The following is a 22,143-nucleotide window of genomic DNA, read 5'->3' as shown; positions in this document are numbered from 1 at the left end:
CGCCCCCGCACGTGCGCCAATCCATATACTGACAGGAGCTTCACCATGACCCGCCAAGCGCAAGCCGGCCTCCGGCAACGCCCGCGCGCATCGCTGCGCGCCGTGCTGGCCATCGCCACCGCCGCATCGGCCGCACTGCTGGCGCTGTCCGCCTGCCAGGCCCAGCCTAAGTCCTCGGCCCCGCCGCCGGGCAGCATCAGCGACGACCGTTCCCTGGGCGACATCATGGTGCGCTTCAAGCCGCCCGCGGTGAACCTGTCGGAGGACGCCGGCAAGCTGCTGGCCGAGATCAAGGGCCCGATCCGCTACGTGGTCAAGCGCCCGATGTCCGGCGGCGTCTGGCTGGTCACCGCGATCTCGCCGTCGGCGGATGCCACCCTCGACCAGGCGGTCGAGACCCTGCGCGCCACGCCCCGCATCGAGACCGCCGAGCCCGACCGCGTGCTCAAGCCCAACCGCAACATTCCCACCAGCCGCGACATGCCGCAGAGCTGAGCCCGGATGCACGACAGGACTTAAGCCTTCGGTTGCCCTTGCGCAACCACGCTGGATCGTATTCGCTACATAACAAGCCCCTCGCGCGCTACGCCCCAGGAGGAATACATGCCGCAACCCGCGCAGTCCGACTTCCGTAGCAGCCCCGTGACCCGCCGTTGGCGGGCCATTGTCTTCGCCGCCGCTGTGTGCGGCGTGATGCCGGCCAGCGCGGCACTGGCTGCCGGCGCCCATGCCGCACCCGCCTACACTGGCCAGATCATCGTGCGCTGGCGTGACGGCGCCAATGGCACCGCCAGCGATGGCAGCAGCAAGACGCCTGCAGCCGCGGCGGATGCGCTCAAGCAGCTGAGCGAGCGCACCGGCATTGCCGTCACGGCGCGCCGCGCCATGGGCGGCAACCTGCACCTGCTGCAGGTGCCCGACGCACTCGCTGCCGACCCGGAAGCCGCGGCGGCCCGGCTGCGCCAGGACCCACGCATCGCCGATGCCGTGCCCGACCGCTGGCTGAAGCTGCACGACACCCTGCCCAACGATCCCGAGTTCATCTCGCGCCAGCCTTACCTGATGGGTACCGGCACGGCGGTGGGCGGCGTCAACCTGCCGCGCGCGTGGGACCGCAGCCGCGGCAGCAGCGGCGTGGTGATCGCGGTGGTGGACACCGGCATCCTGCCGCACCCCGACCTGGCGGCGCGCGTGTTGCCGGGCTACGACTTCATCAGCAGCAGCACCATTTCCAATGACGGCGACGGCCGCGACGCCGATGCCACCGACGCCGGCGACAATGTCCCGGCCAACTTCACCTGCCCGGGCAGTTCAACGCCCACGCAGACGGCGACCAACAACAGCTGGCACGGCACGCGCGTGGCGAGCGTGCTGGGCGCGCAGACCAACAATGCGCAGGACATCGCGGGCGTCGACTGGAACGCGCGCATCCTGCCCGTGCGCGTCTCGGGCCGCTGCGGCGCGCTGCTGTCCGATACCGTCGACGCCATGCGCTGGGCCGGCGGCTTGTCGGTACCCAACGTGCCGGCCAATGCGACGCCGGCGCGCGTGGTCAATATCAGCCTCGGCGGCGGCACCTGCAGCAGCATTGAGCAACAGGCCGTCAACGACCTGAACGCGCGCGGCGTGGTGGTGGTGGCCGCCGCCGGCAATGAGCGCGGCGCGGTGGAAGCGCCGGGCGACTGCAGCGGCGTGATCGCGGTCACGGCGCATGCCAACGACGGCGAGAATGCCAGCTATGCCAACGTCGGCCCGCAGGTCGCGATCAGCGCGCCGGGCGGCGGATGCGGCAACTCGCAGGTAGTCAATGGGCAGTGCACGACCACGCCCTCGGTCATTCGCACCTTGAACAACGATGGCAAGACTGGCCTTGGCAACTATGTCGTGACGTCATCCGCGGGCACCAGCTTCGCCGCGCCGATGGTTTCGGGCGTGGTGGCCATGATGTTCGCGGTCAATGGTTCGCTGACTCCGGCCCAGGTCACCGCAGCGCTGAAGGCTTCGGCACGCCCGCATCCGTCCGGCACCTATTGCACCACCAATCCGGGCGTCTGCGGCGCCGGCCTGCTCGATGCCGACGGCGCACTGGCGGCCGCGGCGGGCACACCACCGGCGCAGGCTGCGCCGGCACCGGGCAATGGTGGTGGCGGTGGCGGCGGCGCCATTGCGCCCTGGACCGCGATACTGCTGGCGCTGTCCGGCCTGCTGGCCTTCGCGCTGCGGCGTCGCCTGTAACCCCGGCGCCCGGCCGGCTCAGGCGTCGTCGCCGCGGGCCGGGCGACGCGCCAGCCACCACTCCTGCAAGACCCAGCACAGCAGGCCGGCCACGGCGCCGGCCGCGTGCGCGAGGCGCACCACGCCAAATCCCCAGGCCGGTTCGAACACCACCGGCGCCAGCCACGACTGTTCCACCCAGACCTTGGCCAGCACGCCCAGGCATAGCAGCACGCCGGTGACGCGCGCCAGGCCCGATGCCCGCAACAGCGCGAGCGCGCCCCACAGGGCCAGCCCGTGCAAGGCGCCGGAGAGCCCGCCATACCATGCAATCGCCGGCGCGCGCAGCAGCACCACCTGCACGCCGATGCCGCAGGCAACCAGCACCAGCAACAGGGTGTGCGCACGCGCCACGCGCGCGGCGATGGCCAGCACGCCGGTGGCCGCCAGCGCGTCGGCCAGCCAGTGGTGTCCATCCAGGTGCACCCACATGGCGGTGGCCAGGCGCCACCACTGGCCGTCCAGCCGCACGGCATCGCGCAGGTAGAGGCCATGCGCATGCCACCATGGCATGAAGGTGAACCAGGGCCGACAGCGCCCACACCAGCGCGATCGCCGCCAGCAACCCCGGCCACGATGCCCCGGCCGGTGCCGGCGGAACTGCCGCGTCAGGCCTCACCGAACACGGCCTGCCACAGCGCGCGACCTGTCCGGTCTGCTGCGCCACCGACGCGGGCGCGACGCGCGCATGCGCCTGCCCCTCGAGCCGCAGCTGGTGCTGGCGCGCGCGGAACAGCCGGTAGGCACCGCCCACCGCCGGTGCCAGCGTCGCGTCGATCAGGCCCAGCTCGCCCGCTTCGCGCAGCAGCGCGATATTGCCCGCATTGCGCGTGAGCTGCGGGTGCGCCCGGCTGTGCAGCAGCACCAGGTACTGCACCGTGAATTCGATATCGACCATGCCGCCGCGATCGTGCTTCAGGTCGAACAGGTCGGTCGGGTTGGGATGGCCTTCGGCGACCTTGCGGCGCATCTGCACGATCTCGTCGCGCAGCGCGGCGGCATCGCGTTCCTGGCACAGCACCTCGCCGCGCAGCGCCTCGAAGCGGTCACCGATGGCGGCGTCGCCGGCGCAGAAGCGCGCGCGCGTCAGCGCCTGGTGTTCCCACACCCAGGCGGTGTTGTCGCCTTCGCGCAGCTGGTAGCGGCGGAACGCCTCGAAACTGGTCACCAGCAGGCCGGCCGCGCCGTTGGGGCGCAGCCGCGTGTCGACGTCGAACAGCGCACCGGCGGCGGTATGGCTGGTCAGCCAGGTAATCAGCCGGCGCGCATAGGCGGCGTAGACGTCGGGCGCGCGCTCATGGTCGTCGTCGTACAGGAAGATGATGTCCAGGTCCGAGGCATAGCCCAGTTCCTTGCCGCCCAGCCGGCCGTAGGCGATCACCGCGAAGCGCGGCGTGTCGCGGTGGCGCGTGGCCAGCTGGCGCCAGACCGTTGCCAGCGTGGCCTCGAGCATGGCATCGGCCAGGTCGGACAGGCGGTCGGCCACCTGCTCCACCGTCAGCATGCCCTGCAGGTCCTGCAGCAGCACTCGGAAGGTCTCGACATGATGCTCGCGCCGCAGGATGTCCATCTGCTGCTCGATCTGGCCTTCGGCGGCCAGCAGCCGTTCATGCAGGCGCTTGCGGAAGGCGGCCCAGTCGGGCGCGCCGGCCAGCGCATCGCTGTCGAGCAGTTCGTCCAGCAGCTGCGGGTGCCGCGTCAGGTAGGCCGCGGCCCAGCGCGAGGCATGCAGCGTCTGCGCGACGCGGTCCATCGCCTGCGGATACTCGGACAGCAACGACAGGTAGGAGGCGCGGCGGCTGATCGCCTCGAGGAAGTCGATAAAGCGCGCGATGGTGCTGTCGGCGTCGTCCTGGCGCGCGGCCAGGTCCAGCGCGCGGTTCACCAGCTGATCGAAGCGCGCGCGGCTGGACTCGGACAGCGCGCGGTAGCGCAGCGACGAGGCGATCGCGCGCAGCCGGTCCAGCAGCCCGTTGCAGTCGGTGAAGCCGGCGGCCTGCAGGCGCTGACAGGGCGCGGCGTCATCGTCGCAGGCCGCGTCGTCCTGCTTCTGTTCCAGGTTGTCCTGCGCTTGCGCGGCGTTGTCGTCGAACACGATGCCCGGCCACAGCGCTTCGCACGGGGCGGCATCGGGATCCGAGAAGGTGGCTTCGAACTGCTGCGCCACCGGCTCCTGCAGCGCCGCGAGGCGCGCCAGCAGTTCCTGCCAGTCGGCGCAACCCATCATCCGCGCCACCGCCAGTTGTTCGTCGGGCGAAGTCGGAAGGTGGTGGGTCTGGGCGTCGTCGCGGTACTGCAGCCGGTGTTCGAGCTGGCGCAGGAAACGGTAGGCATCGCCGAGCTGCTCGGCCTGGCCGGCGGGCAACAGCCCGCGCTCGACCGCCACCGCCAGCACTTCCAGCGTCGGGCGCACGCGCAGCACCGGGTCCTGGCCGCCGCGGATCAGCTGAAACACCTGCGCCATGAATTCGATCTCGCGGATGCCGCCGCGGCCCAGCTTGATATTGAACGAACGCTGGTTGACGCCGTGCCCCGCCAGCCCGCCGCTGCGCTTGGCGGCCTCGCTGCGGATCTGCGCATGCAGCGAGCGGATGGCGGCGATCACGCCATAGTCCAGGTAGCGGCGGAACACGAAGGGCGTGGTCAGCCGCGCCAGCAGGCTGGCGGTGCGCTGCGCGTGCGGCGTGTCGAGCGCCGACACCACGCGGCCCTTGATCCAGGCATAGCGCTCCCACTCGCGCCCCTGCACCACCAGGTATTCCTCCAGCATGCCCAGGCTGCACGCGAGCGGGCCGGCATCGCCGTTGGGGCGCAGCCGCATGTCGACGCGGAACACATAGCCATCGGCGGTCACCTCGGCCAGCAGGTTGATCAGGCGGCGGCCGAGACGAATGAAGTACTCGTGGTTGGACAGGCTGCGCGAGCCGCCCTGGGTCTCGCCGTCCTCGTCATAGAGAAAGATCAGGTCGATGTCGGACGAGACATTGAGCTCGCGCCCGCCCAGCTTGCCCATGCCCACCACCACCAGCTCCTGCACCTCGCCGCTTTGGGCGCCGACCGGGCGCCCGAAGGTGGCGGCCAGGTCGTCGCCCAGCATCGCCAGGCCATGCTGGATCGCCAGCTCGGCCAGGTCGGTCATGGCGCCGGTGACCTCGCCCAGCGTGGCCAGGCCGCGCAAATCGCGCTCGATCACCGCGCACATCACTTCGGCGCGCAGACGGCGCAGGGTGCGCTTGGCGGATTCCTCGGCATCGGCCGAGGGCTCGTGCAGCGCCTGCAGCCGCGCCTGCATCCAGGCGCGCGTCAGCGGCTGGGCGGCCGCGGCGGCCAGGACGGCCGGCAAATCCGGCCGGGCCTGCAGCACGCGGCGCGCGTAGTGCGAATACGCAGCCGAGTACAATACGTGGCCGCCCGCTTGGACAACCCCGTCAGCCGGCTGCAGCGCCTGCGCCGCGGTGATGGCAAAGGCGCCGGCAGCCATGGTGCCGGCGCCCGGCCCTGGCTGCGCATTCGCTGGATTGGCCGGATCCGGTGTGGCGCGCGCGCCATGTTGGTCAGCAGCGTCGCCAGCGGCGGAACTCGTCGGTTCAGAGGCAGTCATTCCAGTATTTGAAATGCGAGAAAAGGTGCGGCCCGTGGTTCGCCCCGCGGTTCACCCGATGCTCGCGTCCTGTTGTCCGCGCAGCGGGCGCGCCATCGTCGCTATTGTCGCGTTGGGTGCGCGCAGCTTGCGCGTTCTTGTTTCAGCCGGCCGGGCACCAGATTGGAGAGCGGCTAGTATTGTCGGATAATCTGCGCATGTCCAGCCGCGCCCCACAACCCGCTGATGGTTCCCCCCCCAATTGCGGCGCGGGCGGGCCGGAGGCCGCCTCCACCCTGGCCCCGCCACACGCCGTGAATCCCCCGGCCAACGATGCCGCCAGCGCCCGGCACAGCGGTTCCGCCCGCGCACGCGCGGGCACGTTCCTGCGCGCCTGCGCGCGCGGCGTGGCGGCAGCCGTGCGCCACCCGTTCTGGCGCGGGCTGGGCCGCGCGCTGGTGCGGCTGGCACTGGTGCTGGCCGCGCTGGCGCTGGTGGCGGGCCTGCTGATCCGCTTCGTGCTGTGGCCACAGGCATCCACCGCGCGCCAGTGGCTGGAAGAGCGCGGCTCGGTGGCGCTCTCGGCCAAGGTCAGCATCGGCGCGCTCGATACCTACTGGGACGGCTGGCACCCAGCCTTCCGCGCCCGCGGCCTGCGCGCCGTGGACCCCGAACGGCGCGTGCTGCTTGCGGCCGCCACGCTCGACGGCAAGCTGTCGTGGCGTTCGCTGTTCAGCATGAACCTGCAGTTCGTCAGCCTGGGCGCGACCAGCACCGACATCCTGGTGCGGCGCACGCCCGAGGGCAGGCTGCTGGTGGGCGGCATGGTGGTGGACGCGACCGGCGGCCAGCAGGACGACGACCGCTTCCTGGGCTGGCTGATGTCGCAGGGGCGCGTGGCGCTGTCCGACGGCAAGCTGCGCTGGCTGGACGAAAAGGCAGGCCTGCCGCAGCTCGATATCGGCGAGATCCGCCTCGATACCCGCCGCGATGGCGTGCGCCATACGCTGGAACTGGAAGCGCGCTCGCCGGCGCTGGGGCCGAGCCCCCTGGTAGTGCAGTCCACCTTCCGCAACGACTACCTGCACAGCGCCGGCAACTGGCGCTACTGGACCGGGCAGGCCAGCTGGGACCTCGGCCAGCTGCAGTTGCCGGTGCTGCAGCGCTACCTGGCGATGTTCGAGCGCGTCGCCAGCGGCACCTTCAGCACCGACGGCAGCATTGAATTCCGCCAGGGCCGCATCGTGCGCAGCCAGACCCGGCTGCGCGCCAGCGGCGTCGACCTGCAGCTGGCCGGCGCCTCCGCCCCGCTGCGCCTGGCCAATGCGCAGGCCTTCCTGCTGCACCGGACCGAGCGTGACGGCAGCAACCTGCTGACCGTCGACACCCTGCTCTGGCAACCCCTGCCCGCCAGCGACGATGAGGGCACCCCCGCCGACAGCACTTGGCGCGAAGGCATGCGCAAGGTCACCCTCGGCTGGGCCACCGCCAATGACGGCACCCTGCGCAAGTTCTCGCTGAAGGCGCCCACGCTGGACCTGAACACGGTGCGCGCGGTGTCCAGCTCGATGCCGCTGGACACCGCGGTGCTGCGCCGGCTGCGCGCGCTGCAGCCGGCGGGCCACATCGACAACCTGAACGTGACCTGGAGCCGCGATCGCGCCGGCATGCTCGAGCGCGGCGGCGGCAAGCCGCTCTACAGCGTGCAGGGCACGCTGCGCGACGTCTCGGTCAACGGCCAGCCGGCCGTGCCCGCGATGGACGCCAGCGGTCACCCGCGGCTGGGCACGCCCGGCTTCTCGCACCTGTCCGGCACCTTCTCCTTCGATGACCAGCAGGGCAATGCCCGCTTCGAAGGCAATGACGCGGCACTGGTGCTGCCCGGCCTGTTCGAGGAGCCGCGGCTGCCGTTCGACCAGATCGGCGGCGAAGTGCACTGGACCCACACCGGCGGCAAGCTCGCGGTCACGCTGGACGGCGTGCGCTTTGCCAATGCCGATGCGGCCGGCTCGGTGCGCGGCACCTGGCGCGCAGGCGGCGACGGTGTATCCGGCATCGCCGACCTGACCGGTGACATGACCCGCGCCCAGGTGGCGCGCGTGCCGCGTTACCTGCCGCTGAGCATTCCGGCCGGCACCCGGCACTACCTGGCCGGCGCGCTGGCGGGCGGCGAAGCGGCCGGCGTGAGCTTCGTGCTGCGCGGCGACCTGGCGCATTTCCCGTTCCGTGCCCCGCACGAGAAGGCCGGCGAGTTCCGCGTCGAGGTGCCGATCGAACACGTCAGCTACCAGATCGCCCCGCATGAGACCGCGAGCGGCACCACCGCCGGCGTACAGGCGTGGCCCACGTTCACCGACATTGCCGGGCGGGTCGTGTTCGACCGCGGCGGCATGACGTTCCTGGCGAGCCGGGCCACGGTCCAAGATATCCCCGGCGTCACGCTACAGGACGTCAAGGGCCGCATCGACGACCTTGGCCCGCACGGCAAGCTGGTGATCGACGGCGGCGCCAGCGGACCGGTGCAGGGCTTCCTGCGCTACATCAACGCTTCGCCGGTGCGCGAATGGACCGCGCACGTGGCCGATGCGGCGCAGGCCAACGGCAACGGCGAGCTCAGGCTCAAGCTCGACATGCCGCTGGAACACGCCAATGCCGCCAAGGTGGACGGCCGCTTCCGCTTCCCCGGCAACGAAGTCGTGCTCAGCCCGCAGTTGCCGCAACTGGGCCATGCCAACGGCACCATCACGTTCAACGAACACGGTTTCGGGCTGGAGAACATGCGCGCCCGCTTCCTCGGTGGCGAGATCCGGCTCGGCGGCGGCACCCAGCCGGACGGCGCCACGCACGTCACCGCCAGCGGCAGCGTCTCGGCCGCGGGGCTACGCGAGGCTGCCGCGGGCTCGGCGCTGGCGCCGGTGGCCGCGCGGCTCGAAGGCAGCACCAGCTACAGCGCCGTGATCGCCACGCGCGAGCGCCAGCTGCAGGTGCAGCTGAGCTCCGAACTGAATGGCATGGCGAGCGGCCTGCCCGCGCCCCTGGCCAAGGCCGCGGCGCAAGACCTGGCGCTGCGCGTGGACCTGCGCCCGGCCAGCGCCCCGGGCCGCGCCGGCGCCAGCGAACTGGTGGTGCAGCTGGGCCATGCGCTGAACGCGCGCTACCTGCTGCGCCGCGACCAGGGCGGCGGCATCGACGTGCTCGCCGGCGGCATCGGCGTGCAGCAGGCGGCGCCGCTGCCTGCGGCCGGTGTCAGCGCCGCGGCCACCTTCGACCAGCTCGATATCGATGCGTGGCGGGCGGCCTTCGGTGGCGGTGCCGGCACCGCGGGCCCCGCTGAGGCGCCCTCGCCCTTCCTGCCTGGCCGCATTGCGCTGCGCGCGCGCGCGCTGCACGCCATGGGCCGCACGCTGGATGAGGTGGTGCTCGACGCCAACCGCGAGGCCGGTGGCTGGAACGCTAAGATCGACTCGCGCCAGGTGGCCGGCGCGGTGCAGTGGCGTCCGGCCGGGCCCTCGGCCACCGGGTCGCTGCAACTGCGCCTGGCGCGCCTGAACGTGCCCGATGCCAGCGACGAGCACAACGTGGTGGACGCGCTTGCCAGCAGCATCGACGAGCTGCCCGCGATCGACCTGGTGGCCGATCAGTTCATGCTGCGCGGGCATGACTTCGGCAAGCTTGAGGTCAAGGCCCATACCGGCACCAGCGCTGCCGACCCGGTCTGGACCCTGGACAAGCTGCAGATCGAGCAGCCCGGCGCCACCCTGACCGGCAGCGGCAGCTGGCGCGTGCCGCGCCGGCTGCGCGCCGACGCCAATGCCGAGCGCCGCACCCTGTTGTCCTTCACCATCGACGTGCGCGATGCCGGCGCCACGCTGGACCGGCTGGGCCTGGCACACACGCTGAGCGACGGCAAGGGCAAGCTCGAAGGCCGCGTGGCCTGGCGCGGCTCGCCGCTGTCGATCGACTACCCGACGCTGTCGGGCAAGCTGTCGCTGGACCTGGAGAATGGCCAGATCCTGAGCGTGGACCCCGGCGCGGCGCGGCTGCTGGGCGTGCTCAGCCTGCAGGGCCTGCTGCGCTTTGCCACGCTGGACTTCCGCACCCTGTCAGGCCGCGGGCTGGTGTTCGACCGCATTGCCGGCACCGGCACGATCGAGAACGGCGTCGGCACGATCCAGGACTTCGAGCTCAGGAGCCCGCAGATCATGGCCAGCATGAGCGGCACCGCCAACCTGCTGCGCGAGACCCAGGACCTGCGCGTGGAGGTGGTGCCGCGCATCAACGCCACCTCCACCTCGATTGCGGCCGCCTTCATCAACCCGGTGCTGGGCATCGGCACGCTGGCCGCGCAACTGCTGTTTGCCGACGAGTTCTCCAAGGTGTTCACCCAGCACTACCGCATCAGCGGTAGCTGGGCTAACCCGCAGATCGGCAAACTGGAGGACAATAAGGCGCAAGCCCCGACCTTCCAGAACCGCGCCGACCCCGCCTTCCCGCGCTGAGGAAAACAACGCCCGCCCCGCCTATGACTGCACCCGCCGCCCCCGCCCCGTTCCGCGTTGCCGCCATCCAGACCGTGACAGGCACCTCGCTCGATGCCAACCTGGCGCGCGCCGGCGCGCTGATCGCCGAGGCCGCCGCCGGCGGCGCCGCGCTGGTGCTGCTGCCCGAATACTTCTGCATGATGGGCCGCTCCGAATCGGACAAGGTGGCGGTGCGCGAGCATGACGGCGACGGCCCGGTGCAGCAGTTCCTGGCCGATACGGCACGCCGCCACGGCATCTGGCTGGTCGGCGGCACGCTGCCGATGTGGTGCGACGACCCGGCGCGCGTGTACAACACCTCGCTCGCCTTCAACCCGCGCGGCGAGCGCGTGGCGCGCTACGACAAGATCCACCTGTTCGGCTTTACCCGCGGCACTGAAAGCTACGACGAGTCGCGCACCATCCTGGCCGGGCGCACGCCGGTCAGCTTCGATGCGCCCTGCGGCCGGGTGGCGATGTCGGTGTGCTACGACCTGCGCTTCCCCGAGCTTTACCGCGGACTGGCCGCCGGCGACGGCACCAGCTTGATTCTGATGCCGGCCGCCTTCACCTACACCACGGGGCAGGCGCACTGGGAGATCCTGCTGCGCGCCCGCGCCATTGAAAACCAATGCTATGTGCTGGCCGCGGCACAGGGCGGCAAGCATGAGAACGGCCGGCGCACCTGGGGCCATTCGATGCTGGTCGATCCGTGGGGCGAGGTCCTGGCAACGCTGCCTGAAGGCGAAGGCGTGGTCGGCGGCGTGATCGACCCCGCGCGCCTGGCAGAGGTCCGGCAGAACCTGCCGGCACTGCGACACCGGGTGCTGTAGCATGTACGCAACCGCGGGGGCCGCCACCGGCGCCCGCCCAGAGAATTTTTTGCCGCGCCGGCCGCAAGCCGGCGCGTTCCCAGGAAGAAAGGACATCTCATGAACGCCGGCGATCTCGGAATCCGCAACCTGGCCACCGCGCAGCAACTGCTGCTGGCACCGTACGGCCTGGACGAGGCTAAGCTCCAGCGCGTGCTGGCCGATATCTTCACGCACAAGGTCGACTATGCCGACCTGTACTTCCAGTACACCCGCAACGAGGCCTGGAGCCTGGAAGAAGGCATCGTCAAGTCGGGCAGCTTCAGCATCGACCAGGGCGTGGGCGTGCGCGCGGTCTCGGGCGACCGCACCGCCTTCGCCTATTCGGACGACATCAGCCTGGCGGCGCTGTCGCAGGCCGCGGCGGCCACGCGCACCATCGGCCGTGCCGGCAGCGGCCGCGTCAAGGTGGCCGGCGAGCTGGCCACGCACGCCGGGCGCAACCTGTACACGCCCAACGACCCGCTCGACTCCATGAGCGCGGCCGAGAAGGTGGCGCTGCTGGAGCGCGTCGAGCGCATGGCGCGCGCCAAGGATCCGCGCGTGGTGCAAGTGATGGCAGGCCTGGCCGGCGAATACGACGTGGTGCTGGTGGCGCGCAGCGACGGCGTGATCGCCGCCGACGTGCGTCCGCTGGTGCGGGTCTCGGTCACGGTGATCGCCGAACACGGCGGGCGCCGCGAGGTCGGCTCTTCCGGCGGCGGCGGCCGCTATGCCTATGGCTACTTCACCGACGAGCTGCTGCAGAAGTATGTGGACGAGGCCGTCTCTTCGGCCCTGGTCAACCTGGACGCGCGCCCGGCCCCGGCCGGCGCGATGACCGTGGTGCTGGGCCCGGGCTGGCCTGGCGTGCTGCTGCATGAAGCCGTCGGCCACGGCCTGGAGGGCGACTTCAACCGCAAGGGCTCGTCGGCCTTTGCCGGCCGCATGGGCGAACGCGTCGCGGCCAAGGGCGTGACCGTGGTCGACGACGGCACGCTGGCCAACCGCCGCGGCTCGCTCAACCTGGACGACGAAGGCAACCCGACCCAGTGCACCACGCTGATCGAGGACGGCATCCTGCGCGGCTATATCCAGGACACGCTCAACGCGCGCCTGATGAAGATGCCGGTCACCGGCAACGCGCGCCGCGAAAGCTATGCCGCGCTGCCGATGCCGCGCATGACCAACACCTACATGCTCAACGGCGACAGGGATCCGCAGGAAATCATCGCCAGCGTCAAGCGCGGCCTGTATGCGGTCAACTTCGGCGGCGGCCAGGTGGACATCACCAACGGCAAGTTCGTGTTCTCGGCCAGCGAGGCCTACATGATCGAGGATGGCAAGATCACCTATCCGGTCAAGGGCGCGACGCTGGTCGGCAACGGCCCGGAATCGCTGAAGGACGTCACCATGATCGGCAACGACATGCGCCTGGACTCGGGCGTCGGCGTCTGCGGCAAGGAGGGCCAGAGCGTGCCGGTGGGCGTGGGCCAGCCGACGCTGCGCATCGAGGACATGACGGTGGGCGGCACCGCCTGAGCGGTCCGGCGATGACGAAGACGGGATCCCGCGGGGTCCCGTTTTTCATGGGATCGTCCCAGCCTTACGGCCGCACTTCATACACCAAATTGAACGGCGTCTGCGCCGCGCGGCGAAAACTGCGGAAGCCGGCCTGCTCAACCACCGCGCGCATGCGCGTCTCGCCCGCCTGCGCGCCCAGGCACAGGCCAACTTCCTGCGCGCGCGACGCCGGCGTGCAGATGAAGGTGGACGCGGAATAGAACACCCGGCCGACCGGGTTGAGGTTCTGCTCCAGCGTGTCGTTGGCAAACGGCTCCACGATCATCCAGGCGCCATCGGCACGCAGGGTCTCGCGCACGTGGCGCGCCGCGCCGACCGGATCGCCCATGTCGTGCAGGCAGTCGAACACCGCCACCAGGTCATAGTCCTTGCCGCCGTAGTCCTTGGCGGTGGCCACTTCGAAGCGCACGCGCTCGGCCACGCCGGCGCGGCGCGCGGCTTCGGCGGCATGGCGCACCGAAGGCTCGTGGTAGTCGAAACCGACAAAGCGCGAGGCCGGATACGCCTGCGCCATGATGATGGTCGACGCGCCGTGGCCGCAGCCCACGTCCGCCACCGACGCGCCCGCCTTGAGCCGCGCCTCCACGCCGTCCAGCGCGGGAATCCATTCGGAGACCAGGTGCGCCGCGTAGCCGGGCCGGAAGAAGCGCTCGGTGCCGTGGAACAGCGCGGGATCGTGCTCGTGCCAGCCCAGCCCGCGGCCGTTGCGGAAGATATCGATCATCTTCGGGATGGCGCGGAACTGCGCCACCGCGATCTGGAACGCGCCCGGGATAAATGCGAGGCTGCCCTCCTGCGCCAGCGCATAGGCCTGCTCTTCGTTCAGGCTGAACTGCCCGGTTGCCGGGTCATAGTCGACATAGCCGCTGGCCGCCTGAGCCGACAGCCATTCGCGCAGGTAGCGCACGTCGGTATGGGTTTTTGCCGCCAGCACTTCTGCGGTCATGGCTTTTTCCGCCATCGCCTTGTACAGGCCGAGTTCATCGCCCACGACCACGGTCGCGGCATGCATCACCGCGCCGATATCGTTGATGAATTTTTCCATGAAGGCATTCAGCCTCGCTTCATCGACGCTCATGATGCACCTCCCCGTGCTCACCGCTCCCCGGTTCCAATATAGCCCCCGGTTATGTTGGGAAAAGCCGAAAAGCGGCGGCGGGACAAGGCTTGCGCGGCAAGGCTGCAAGCCGCCGGAGATCGGTGCGCCAGCGCACCGCATGGCCTCGTCGACACTTGCCAACCCTGGCAAAAGGCGCTATAAAGATGCTTCGCCGCGCGATAAGCAACGGACGCACGCCGAAAATTGACCGACCGGCGCGCAATTTCCTGCCTTTCTGCTACGCAGTGCAGCATAAATTCGGCGCCCACGACGATAATCGATTCAAGCTGACCCAAGCCAACGCCTTTTTCCGCCATGTCCGCCAAGTTTTACTTTTACTTTTTTAGCGATCTCACACCGCTGGCGGATAGGGAGGGACGGCTGTAAGCAGCGCCCCGAATACAAAAAAGACCGCCAGCGACCCTGGCGGTTTTTTTATACCTGTTTGTTACCCCACACACTCACGACCTCACAAGATTCCTGGAGCCATCATGCTGAAGAACACCGACGACCTGCGCATTCGCGAACTCAAGGAACTGCTGCCGCCCGCGCACCTGATCCGCGAGTTCGGCTGCTCCGAACAGGCTTCGGACGTGATCTACGGCGCGCGCCAGGCCATGCACCGCATCCTGCACGGCATGGATGACCGCCTGATCGTCATCATCGGCCCGTGCTCGATCCACGATACCCGCGCCGCGCTGGACTACGCCAAGCTGCTCAAGGTCCAGCGCGACCGCTTCGCCGGCGAGCTGGAGGTGGTGATGCGCGTGTACTTCGAGAAGCCGCGCACCACGGTGGGCTGGAAGGGGCTGATCAACGATCCGCACATGGATGGCAGCTTCAAGATCAACGATGGCCTGCGCACCGCGCGCGAGCTGCTGCTGAACATCAGCGAGATGGGCGTGCCCACCGGCACCGAGTACCTCGACATGATCAGCCCGCAATACATCGCCGACCTGGTCAGCTGGGGCGCGATCGGCGCCCGCACCACCGAGTCGCAGGTGCACCGCGAACTCGCTTCCGGGCTGTCGTGCCCGGTGGGCTTCAAGAACGGCACCGACGGCAACGTCAAGATCGCGGTCGATGCGATCAAGGCCGCGTCGCAGCCGCACCATTTCCTGTCGGTGACCAAGGGCGGCCACTCGGCAATCGTGTCGACCTCGGGCAACGAGGACTGCCACGTGATCCTGCGCGGCGGCAAGGCGCCCAACTACGACGCAGCCAGCGTGCAGGAAGCGTGCGACGCCATCGCCAAGGCCGGCCTGGCCTCGCGCCTGATGGTCGATGCCTCGCACGCCAACAGCAGCAAGCGGCATGAGAACCAGATCCCGGTGTGCGAGGACATCGGCCGCCAGATCGCCGGCGGCGACCAGCGCATCATCGGCGTGATGGTGGAATCGCACCTGGTGGCGGGCCGCCAGGACCACGTGCAGGGCCAGCCGGTCGAGGAACTGACCTACGGCCAGTCCGTGACCGATGCCTGCATCGGCTGGGACGACTCGGTCAAGGTGCTCGAGGGCCTGGCCGAGTCGGTGCGCCAGCGCCGGCTGGCCTCGGGCAGCGGCAACTGATGCCGCGGCGGGGCCCGGGCCCCGCGCTGCCGCACACAACAAAAAGCCGCTTCCAGGGAAGCGGCTTTTTGGCATCGGCACGGCAGCCGCCGCGCGTTCTTACTTCTTGAGCACCAGGTCGCCAGGCAGCGACTCGATGTAGGCGGCGATGTCCTTCAGCTCCTTACGGGTGAACGGGCGCGGCTTGCCGTCCTTGTCGGTCACGGCCGGATTGGCGTTGACCTGACCGGCCATGATGGCGTTGGAGCGGCCCACCAGGGCGTTGCCCGACACCTGGTACGACGCCAGCGCGTGGTACAGGTAGTCGGCGTGCTGACCCGCCAGCTTGGGGTAGTCCGGCGAGATCGGGGCGTTCAGGCCCGCGCCATGGCAGGCCACGCAGGCGCCCTTTTCCACCAGCGCCTTGCCGGCGGCAAGGTCGGCGGCCGAGGCCGGCATCGCGGCAGCACCCAGCACGAGTGCGCCGAGCGCGAACGAAAGCGTCTTGAGCGTATTCATGAGGGTCTCTTACTTGAGGGAATTGTTCTGCGTACCGGCCTTCTGCTGCGAGTAGTAGGCCGCCACGTTGGCGATGTCCTGCTCGGTCAGCGTCGCGGCGATGCTGCGCATGGTCGGGTGCTTGCGCTCGCCCTTCTGGTAGGCCTTGAGCGCGTTCTCGATGTACTTGGCGCTCTGGCCGCCCAGCATCGGCACTTCATAGATTTCGGGGAATGACGCACGGTAGCCCGGAATGCCGTGGCATCCGATGCACATTGCAACCTTGTCCTTGGCAGCGTCTCCATTGCCCTTGACTTCCTGTGCCTGCGCAGCCGTTGCAGCCGCGCCCAGCACCACCATCGTGAGGAGCTTTTTCATTGTCTTTGCGGATTGGAAGTTAAACCGTGTGACCTGCCCTGCCGGGCGGAGACGGTTTCAGAATGCTTCTGCGGGGGAAACCAGGGCAGCCGGACGGATTGCCGAGGTGCAACCCGCCAGACATGTCGCATCCGCTCTGTTGCAGGGATGTGGAACACCATTCTGGAACCACCTCTCGCAATCGCCGCGACCCGGAAGGGCCGCTGGGACTTCTGAACGCGGACTGCCGGATGCTGGAGAACTGGACGTGGGGGCGCGTCAAACCGCCGCATTGTACCGCAGCCGGCACCTGCCAGTCCAGCAACCGGCCCGGACCACCGACGGCCTGTCAGCGTGCCCCAACACGAACCGCAAAGGTCTTTTATACTGGCTGATCCCGGGAATCTGCACGACCGTTCGCGAATGCTGCCGCCAGCAGCTTGCGGGCGCCCTGCACCGGACCCTGTTTCCATAATGAAAGCGCGCATGACAGCGCGAAGAGACCGCGCCAAGCACGCCAACCCGGCCCTCGATCCGAGGCCGTCACCTCAGGTTGCCTCATGTCAAACACCGCCAACGCTTCCGCCCAAGCTTCCATCGCCCAGCAGGCCCGTTTCGAGGGCAGCGACCAGTATGTCGCCACCGACGACCTCAAGCTGGCCGTCAATGCCGCGCGCACGCTGCAGCGCCCGCTGCTGATCAAGGGCGAGCCCGGCACCGGCAAGACCATGCTGGCCGAGGAAGTCGCCGCCGCGCTGGGCATGCCGCTGCTGCAGTGGCATATCAAGTCGACCACCAAGGCGCAGCAGGGCCTGTATGAGTACGACGCGGTGTCGCGCCTGCGCGACTCGCAACTGGGCGATGACCGAGTCCACGACATCCGCAACTACATCGTCAAGGGCGTGCTGTGGCAGGCCTTTGATGGCGACGAGCAGGTCGTGCTGCTGATCGACGAGATCGACAAGGCCGACATCGAATTCCCCAACGACCTGCTGCGCGAACTCGACCGCATGGAGTTCTATGTCTACGAGACGCGCGAACTGGTCAAGGCGAAGCATCGCCCGCTGGTGATCATCACCTCGAACAACGAGAAGGAGCTGCCCGACGCCTTCCTGCGCCGCTGCTTCTTCCACTACATCAAGTTCCCCGATGCCGAGACGATGCAGCAGATCGTCGACGTGCACTACCCCGGCATCAAGCGCGAGCTGGTAGCTGCCGCGCTGGAATCGTTCTACGAGATGCGCAACCTGCCGGGCCTGAAGAAGAAGCCGTCCACCTCCGAACTGATCGACTGGCTCAAGCTGCTGATGTCCGAGGACATCCCGCCCGAGGCGCTGAAGAGCCCGGACAAGAAGGCCGCGATTCCGCCGCTGCATGGCGCGCTGCTGAAGAACGAGCAGGACGTGCACCTGTTCGAGCGCCTGGTGTTCATGAACCGCGCCAACCGCTGAGGCACCGCCCGCCATGACTGCGTTCGTCAAACCCGTCACGCTGGTGGGCCGGCACGTCACGCTGGAGCCGCTGCGCGCCGAGCATGCGGATGGCCTGCGCAGCGCCTGCGCCGACGGCGAGCTGTGGAAGCTCTGGTACACCAGCGTGCCCGCGCCCGAGCGGATCGAAACCGAGATCGCGCGGCGCCTGGCGCTGCAGGAACAGGGCTCGATGCTGCCGTTCGCGGTGCGCGACGCCGCCGGCGAGCTGGCGGGCATGACCACCTACATGAATGTCGACGCGACCCACCGGCGCGTGGAGATCGGCTCCACCTGGTATGCGCGCCGCGTCCAGCGCACGCCGCTGAACACGGAATGCAAGCTGATGCTGCTGGGCCATGCCTTCGAGCATCTCGACTGCATCGCCGTGGAATTCCGCACGCACTGGATGAACCAGCAGAGCCGCGCCGCCATCGCGCGCCTGGGCGCCAAGCAGGACGGCGTGCTGCGCAACCACCAGCGCATGCCGGACGGCTCCTTGCGCGACACCGTGGTGTTCTCGATCATCGCCAGCGAATGGCCGGCGGTGCGGCAACACCTGCAATTCCAGCTCGACCGTCCGCGCTGAAGCGGCCGCCGACTGAAAGCGAGGCATCATGCTGATCGATTTCTTCTTCTCGCTGCGCCACGCCAAGCTGCCGGTCTCGGTCAAGGAATACCTGACCATGCTGGAAGCGCTCAAGGCGCAGGTCATCTCGCCGTCGATCGACGAGTTCTACTACCTGTCGCGCATGACGCTGGTCAAGGACGAGAAGCACTTCGACAAGTTCGACCAGACCTTCGCCGCCTACTTCAAGGGGGTCGAGAGCCTGGTCGACTGGAAGTCCGACATCCCGCTCGACTGGCTGCAGAAGACGCTGGAGCGCGAACTCTCGCCCGAGGAAAAAGCCAAGATCGAGGCCATGGGCGGCCTCGACAAGCTGATGGAGCGCCTCAAGCAGCTGCTGGAGGAGCAAAAGGAAAAGCACGAGGGCGGCAACAAGTGGATCGGCACGGGCGGCACCTCGCCCTTCGGCCACGGCGGCTACAACCCCGAGGGCATCCGCATCGGCGGCCCGTCCAAGGGCAACCGCACCGCCATCAAGGTGTGGGAGGCGCGCGCCTACAAGGACTATGACGACCAGGTCGAACTGGGCACGCGCAATATCAAGGTGGCGCTGCGCCGGCTGCGCCGCTTCGCCCGCGAAGGCGCCGACACCGAGCTGGACCTGGACGACACCATCCACTCCACCGCGGCCAACGCCGGCCTGCTCGACATCAAGCTGCGGCCCGAGCGCCACAACAAGGTCAAGGTGCTGATGCTGATGGACGTGGGCGGCTCGATGGACGACCACATCAAGCGCGTGGAAGAGCTGTTCTCGGCCACCAAGACCGAGTTCAAGCACCTGGAGTACTACTACTTCCACAACTGCCTGTACGACTACGTGTGGAAGAACAACCGCCGCCGCCACGCCGAGAAGCTGGCCACGTGGGACCTGCTGCACAAGTACACGCCCGACTACAAGATCATCTTCGTCGGCGACGCCACCATGAGCCCGTATGAGATCCTGCAGCCGGGCGGCTCGGTGGAGTACAACAACACCGAGGCCGGCGCGGTATGGCTGAACCGGATGACCGAGCAGTTCCCGCACTTCGTCTGGCTCAACCCGGAGCCGGAAGGCCTGTGGCAGTACCGGCAGTCGATCACGGTCATCAACCAGCTGATGAAGGGACGGATGTATCCGGTGACGCTGGCGGGGCTGGAACAGGCGATGAAGGTGCTGTCGAAGTAAGGCGGCGCTGGCTGCTGAAGCGCGCAAAGGGCGGCATCGACATGCCGCCCTTTTTCATGGGTCAGTCCACGGTGATGCCCGCCTGCCGGATGAACCTGCCATAGCGCGCGCGATCCACGTTCTGCCGCTCGGCAAACGCCTGGATGCTCAGCGGCGCCACCGCACCGCCCAGCTTGTTGACGTTGTCCTGCAGCTGCACGCCGGCGAGCGCGCGGTTGATCTCGCGGTTCATGCGCTCGACGATGGCCGGCGGCGTGCCGGCGGGCGCATAGACGCCGAAGGTCGAGTCGCCGTCGACGTCCTGCAGGCCGGCCTCGGCCAGCGTCGGCACGTCCGGGTATTGCGCCGCGCGCTTGGCGCTGGCCACCGCCAGCAGCCTGAGCTTGCCGCTGGCCACGTGCTGCAGGCCGGGGCCGGGATCGAACATGAACTGCACCTGCCCTGCCAGCAGGTCGCTCAGGGCCGGGGCCGCGCCCTTGTACGGCACGTGCACGGCGTCCAGCTTGCCGGCGCGCTTGAACATCTCGGCAGCGATATGCGGCGTGCTGCCGTTGCCGGCCGAGCCGTAGCTGAGCTTGCCCGGATGCTCGCGCACATAGGCGATGAACGCGTCCAGCGTCTTCGCCGGCACCGACGGATGCACCAGCAGGTAGACCCGCACAAGCGCCACCGATGCGACCGGGGTCAGGTCCTTGAGCGGGTCGTACGGCATCTTCTTGTAGAGGAAGGGGTCGATGGCCACCGCGCCGCCCGAGGTCAGCAGGAAGGTATAGCCATCGGCCGGCGCCTTGGCCACGGCATCGCCGCCAACGATGCCGTTGGCGCCCGGGCGGTTGTCGATCACCACCGGACGCTTCAGCGCCTCGGACAGACCGGGCGAGATGCCGCGCGCCAGCGTATCCGCGGCCCCGCCGGCGGGGAAGTTGACGACCAGCCGGATCGGCTTGTCCGGCCACGGCTGCGCGGCGGCCGGCGCGCTCACGCCAGCCAGCAGGCCCGGCGCGCACAGTGCGGCGCAAAGGGCGCGCGCGATACGGTGGGGGAATCGCATAATGGTTGTCTCCTGTCTTATGTTTTGCTACTGCCTGCCGCAGCGCTCCGCGGCGCCACTCAGAACGGATATTGCCGTGGCGTGGTCTGCACCGTGATCCAGCGCAGCTCGGTGAAGGCATCGATCCCGGCCTTGCCACCGAAGCGGCCATAGCCACTCGCCTTGACGCCGCCGAACGGCATCTGCGCCTCGTCTTGCACGGTCGGGCCATTGACGTGGCAGATGCCCGATTCGATGCGGCCGGCCACCCGCATCGCGCGCGCCACATCGCCGCCGAACACGGCCGCCGACAGCCCATAGGCGGAATCATTGGCACAGGCAATGGCCGCTTCCACGCCATCCACGCGCACCACGGCCTTGACCGGCCCGAACGATTCCTCGCGATAGATCTCCATGTCCGGCATCACGTGATCCAGCACCGTGGCCCGCATCAGCGTGTCGGTCGCCTTGCCGCCGCAGACCAGCCGCGCGCCCTTGGCCAGCGCGTCGTCGATCATCACGTTGCAGCGCTCGACGGTGCTCATGTCGACCACGGAGCCCAGAACCGCCGGGCCGGTGCGCGGATCCGCCAGCGGCAAGGCGCCGGCACGCGCGGCAAAGCGTGCCACGAAGGCGTCCGCGATGCTGGCATCCACCACGATGCGCTCGGTGGACATGCAGATCTGGCCCGAGTTGGCGAAGGCGCCGAAGATGGCACCGTCCACCGCGGCGTCCAGGTCCGCATCGTCGAGCACCACCAGCGGCGCCTTGCCGCCCAGCTCCAGCACCACGGGCTTCAGGTGGCGCGCGCAGGTCTGCGCGATCAGACGCCCCACGCGCGTGGAGCCGGTGAAGTTGATGCGGCGCACGGCCGGGTGGGCGATGATGGTCTCGACCACCGCGGCGGCATCGGCCGGGGCGTTGGTGACAAAGTTGACCACGCCCGCCGGGAAGCCCGCCTCCGCCAGCGCATCGACGATCAGGCCATGCGTGGCCGGACAGATCTCCGAACCCTTCAGGATGACCGTATTGCCGCACGCCAGCGCCGTGGCCACAGCGCGCACGCCCAGGATCACCGGTGCGTTCCACGGCGCGATGCCCAGCACCACGCCCGCGCCCTGCCGCACCGCCATCGCCAGGCTGCCCGGCACGTCGGAGGGGATCACCTCGCCGTTGATCTGCGTGGTCAGCGCGGCGGCCTCCTGCAGCATGCCGACGGCAAGGTGCACATTGAAGCCGGCCCACATCGCCGACGCACCGGTCTCCGCCGCCATCGCGGCGGTGAGTGCCCCGGCCTTGCCTTCGAGTGCCTGCGCCGCGCGCATGAGCAAGGCGCGCCGTTCGCCCGGACCGGTGTCGCGCCAGGCCGGGAAGGCGCGCGCGGCAGCGTCGGCCGCGGCCAGCGCATCGGCGCTCGTGGCTGCCGGCGCCCGCGTGGCCACGCTGTGGTCAAGCGGGTTGCGGCGCTCGAAGGTGGCACCGTTGGCGGCCTGCGTGCGCTCGCCGTTGATCAGCATGGTGATGTTTTGCATCCTGGA

At 69.1% G+C, this 22,143-nt stretch carries 15 protein-coding genes and 2 pseudogenes; 10 read left to right on the top strand and 7 right to left on the bottom strand.

Annotated features, from left to right (window positions below):
* Window positions 1-45 precede the first annotated feature (45 nt).
* Together CNE_RS05215 and mprA are read left to right on the top strand one after the other, a co-directional pair.
* Window positions 46-495: a hypothetical protein gene (locus tag CNE_RS05215; protein ID WP_013956088.1), complete on the top strand. Its 450-nt coding sequence runs from the start codon at window positions 46-48 to the stop codon at window positions 493-495.
* Window positions 496-603: 108 nt separating this feature from the next.
* The gene (gene mprA / locus CNE_RS05210) at window positions 604-2,235 is read left to right on the top strand and encodes an MprA protease, GlyGly-CTERM protein-sorting domain-containing form (protein ID WP_013956087.1); all 1,632 of its coding nucleotides are present in this window, start codon (window positions 604-606) and stop codon (window positions 2,233-2,235) included.
* Between the two features lie 18 nt (window positions 2,236-2,253).
* On the opposite strand, the pseudogene rrtA reads toward mprA, so the two are convergent.
* Window positions 2,254-2,893 (bottom strand): annotated as a pseudogene (gene rrtA / locus CNE_RS05205) (rhombosortase).
* Window positions 2,883-5,755: pseudogene (gene glnE / locus CNE_RS05200) on the bottom strand (bifunctional [glutamate--ammonia ligase]-adenylyl-L-tyrosine phosphorylase/[glutamate--ammonia-ligase] adenylyltransferase). Before glnE ends, rrtA begins: the two co-directional pseudogenes overlap by 11 nt.
* Window positions 5,756-6,072: 317 nt before the next feature.
* Between glnE and CNE_RS05195 the strand changes: the two are divergent.
* From CNE_RS05195 to tldD, 3 genes are all read left to right on the top strand, one after another.
* A complete protein-coding gene (locus CNE_RS05195) occupies window positions 6,073-10,353 on the top strand; it encodes a YhdP family protein (RefSeq protein WP_013956085.1) in 4,281 nt (1,426 codons plus the stop codon).
* A 23-nt stretch (window positions 10,354-10,376) separates the two neighbouring features.
* Complete coding sequence (locus CNE_RS05190) at window positions 10,377-11,207, top strand: carbon-nitrogen hydrolase family protein (RefSeq protein WP_013956084.1); 831 nt, start codon at window positions 10,377-10,379, stop codon at window positions 11,205-11,207.
* A gap of 99 nt (window positions 11,208-11,306) precedes the next feature.
* Window positions 11,307-12,767, top strand: coding sequence for a metalloprotease TldD (tldD, locus tag CNE_RS05185; protein WP_013956083.1), 1,461 nt, complete (start codon window positions 11,307-11,309; stop codon window positions 12,765-12,767).
* Between the two features lie 64 nt (window positions 12,768-12,831).
* On the opposite strand, the gene CNE_RS05180 is transcribed toward tldD, so the two are convergent.
* Entirely contained in the window at window positions 12,832-13,887 is a 1,056-nt protein-coding gene (locus CNE_RS05180; RefSeq protein WP_013956082.1) for a class I SAM-dependent methyltransferase, read from the bottom strand.
* A gap of 122 nt (window positions 13,888-14,009) precedes the next feature.
* Here CNE_RS05180 and CNE_RS40935 point away from each other — a divergent pair, with 122 nt between their 5' ends.
* Both CNE_RS40935 and aroG read left to right on the top strand, forming a co-directional pair.
* Window positions 14,010-14,255, top strand: a complete 246-nt coding sequence (locus CNE_RS40935) for a hypothetical protein (protein ID WP_148271560.1) — start codon at window positions 14,010-14,012, stop codon at window positions 14,253-14,255.
* Between the two features lie 144 nt (window positions 14,256-14,399).
* A complete protein-coding gene (gene aroG / locus CNE_RS05175; RefSeq protein ID WP_013956081.1) occupies window positions 14,400-15,479 on the top strand; it encodes a 3-deoxy-7-phosphoheptulonate synthase AroG in 1,080 nt (359 codons plus the stop codon).
* Window positions 15,480-15,578: 99 nt separating this feature from the next.
* Here aroG and CNE_RS05170 read toward each other — a convergent pair whose 3' ends face one another.
* A complete protein-coding gene (locus tag CNE_RS05170; protein WP_013956080.1) occupies window positions 15,579-15,977 on the bottom strand; it encodes a c-type cytochrome in 399 nt (132 codons plus the stop codon).
* Between the two features lie 9 nt (window positions 15,978-15,986).
* Window positions 15,987-16,334: a c-type cytochrome gene (locus CNE_RS05165; protein WP_013956079.1), complete on the bottom strand. Its 348-nt coding sequence runs from the start codon at window positions 16,332-16,334 to the stop codon at window positions 15,987-15,989.
* A gap of 539 nt (window positions 16,335-16,873) precedes the next feature.
* Between CNE_RS05165 and CNE_RS05160 the strand changes: the two genes are divergently transcribed.
* The 3 genes from CNE_RS05160 to CNE_RS05150 are packed head-to-tail and all read left to right on the top strand — an operon-like array spanning window position 16,874 to window position 19,575.
* Window positions 16,874-17,764, top strand: a complete 891-nt coding sequence (locus CNE_RS05160) for an AAA family ATPase (RefSeq protein ID WP_013956078.1) — start codon at window positions 16,874-16,876, stop codon at window positions 17,762-17,764.
* A gap of 13 nt (window positions 17,765-17,777) precedes the next feature.
* Window positions 17,778-18,371 carry a GNAT family N-acetyltransferase gene (locus tag CNE_RS05155; RefSeq protein WP_013956077.1) on the top strand — a complete coding sequence of 198 codons (594 nt, stop codon included), beginning with the start codon at window positions 17,778-17,780 and terminating at the stop codon, window positions 18,369-18,371.
* A 28-nt stretch (window positions 18,372-18,399) separates the two neighbouring features.
* Window positions 18,400-19,575, top strand: coding sequence for a vWA domain-containing protein (locus CNE_RS05150; protein ID WP_013956076.1), 1,176 nt, complete (start codon window positions 18,400-18,402; stop codon window positions 19,573-19,575).
* A gap of 61 nt (window positions 19,576-19,636) precedes the next feature.
* Here the strand turns inward: CNE_RS05150 and CNE_RS05145 are convergent, their stop codons facing one another.
* Together CNE_RS05145 and CNE_RS05140 are read right to left on the bottom strand one after the other, a co-directional pair.
* Window positions 19,637-20,626: a Bug family tripartite tricarboxylate transporter substrate binding protein gene (locus CNE_RS05145; protein ID WP_013956075.1), complete on the bottom strand. Its 990-nt coding sequence runs from the start codon at window positions 20,624-20,626 to the stop codon at window positions 19,637-19,639.
* A 59-nt stretch (window positions 20,627-20,685) separates the two neighbouring features.
* The gene (locus CNE_RS05140; protein WP_013956074.1) at window positions 20,686-22,137 is read right to left on the bottom strand and encodes an aldehyde dehydrogenase; all 1,452 of its coding nucleotides are present in this window, start codon (window positions 22,135-22,137) and stop codon (window positions 20,686-20,688) included.
* Window positions 22,138-22,143: the final 6 nt, after the last annotated feature.

It is taken from the genome of Cupriavidus necator N-1, assembly GCF_000219215.1.
Taxonomy (GTDB): Bacteria; Pseudomonadota; Gammaproteobacteria; order Burkholderiales; family Burkholderiaceae; genus Cupriavidus; species Cupriavidus necator.
Note: the sequence above shows the minus strand (reverse complement) of the source record. Positions and strands in the feature narration are given on the sequence as shown.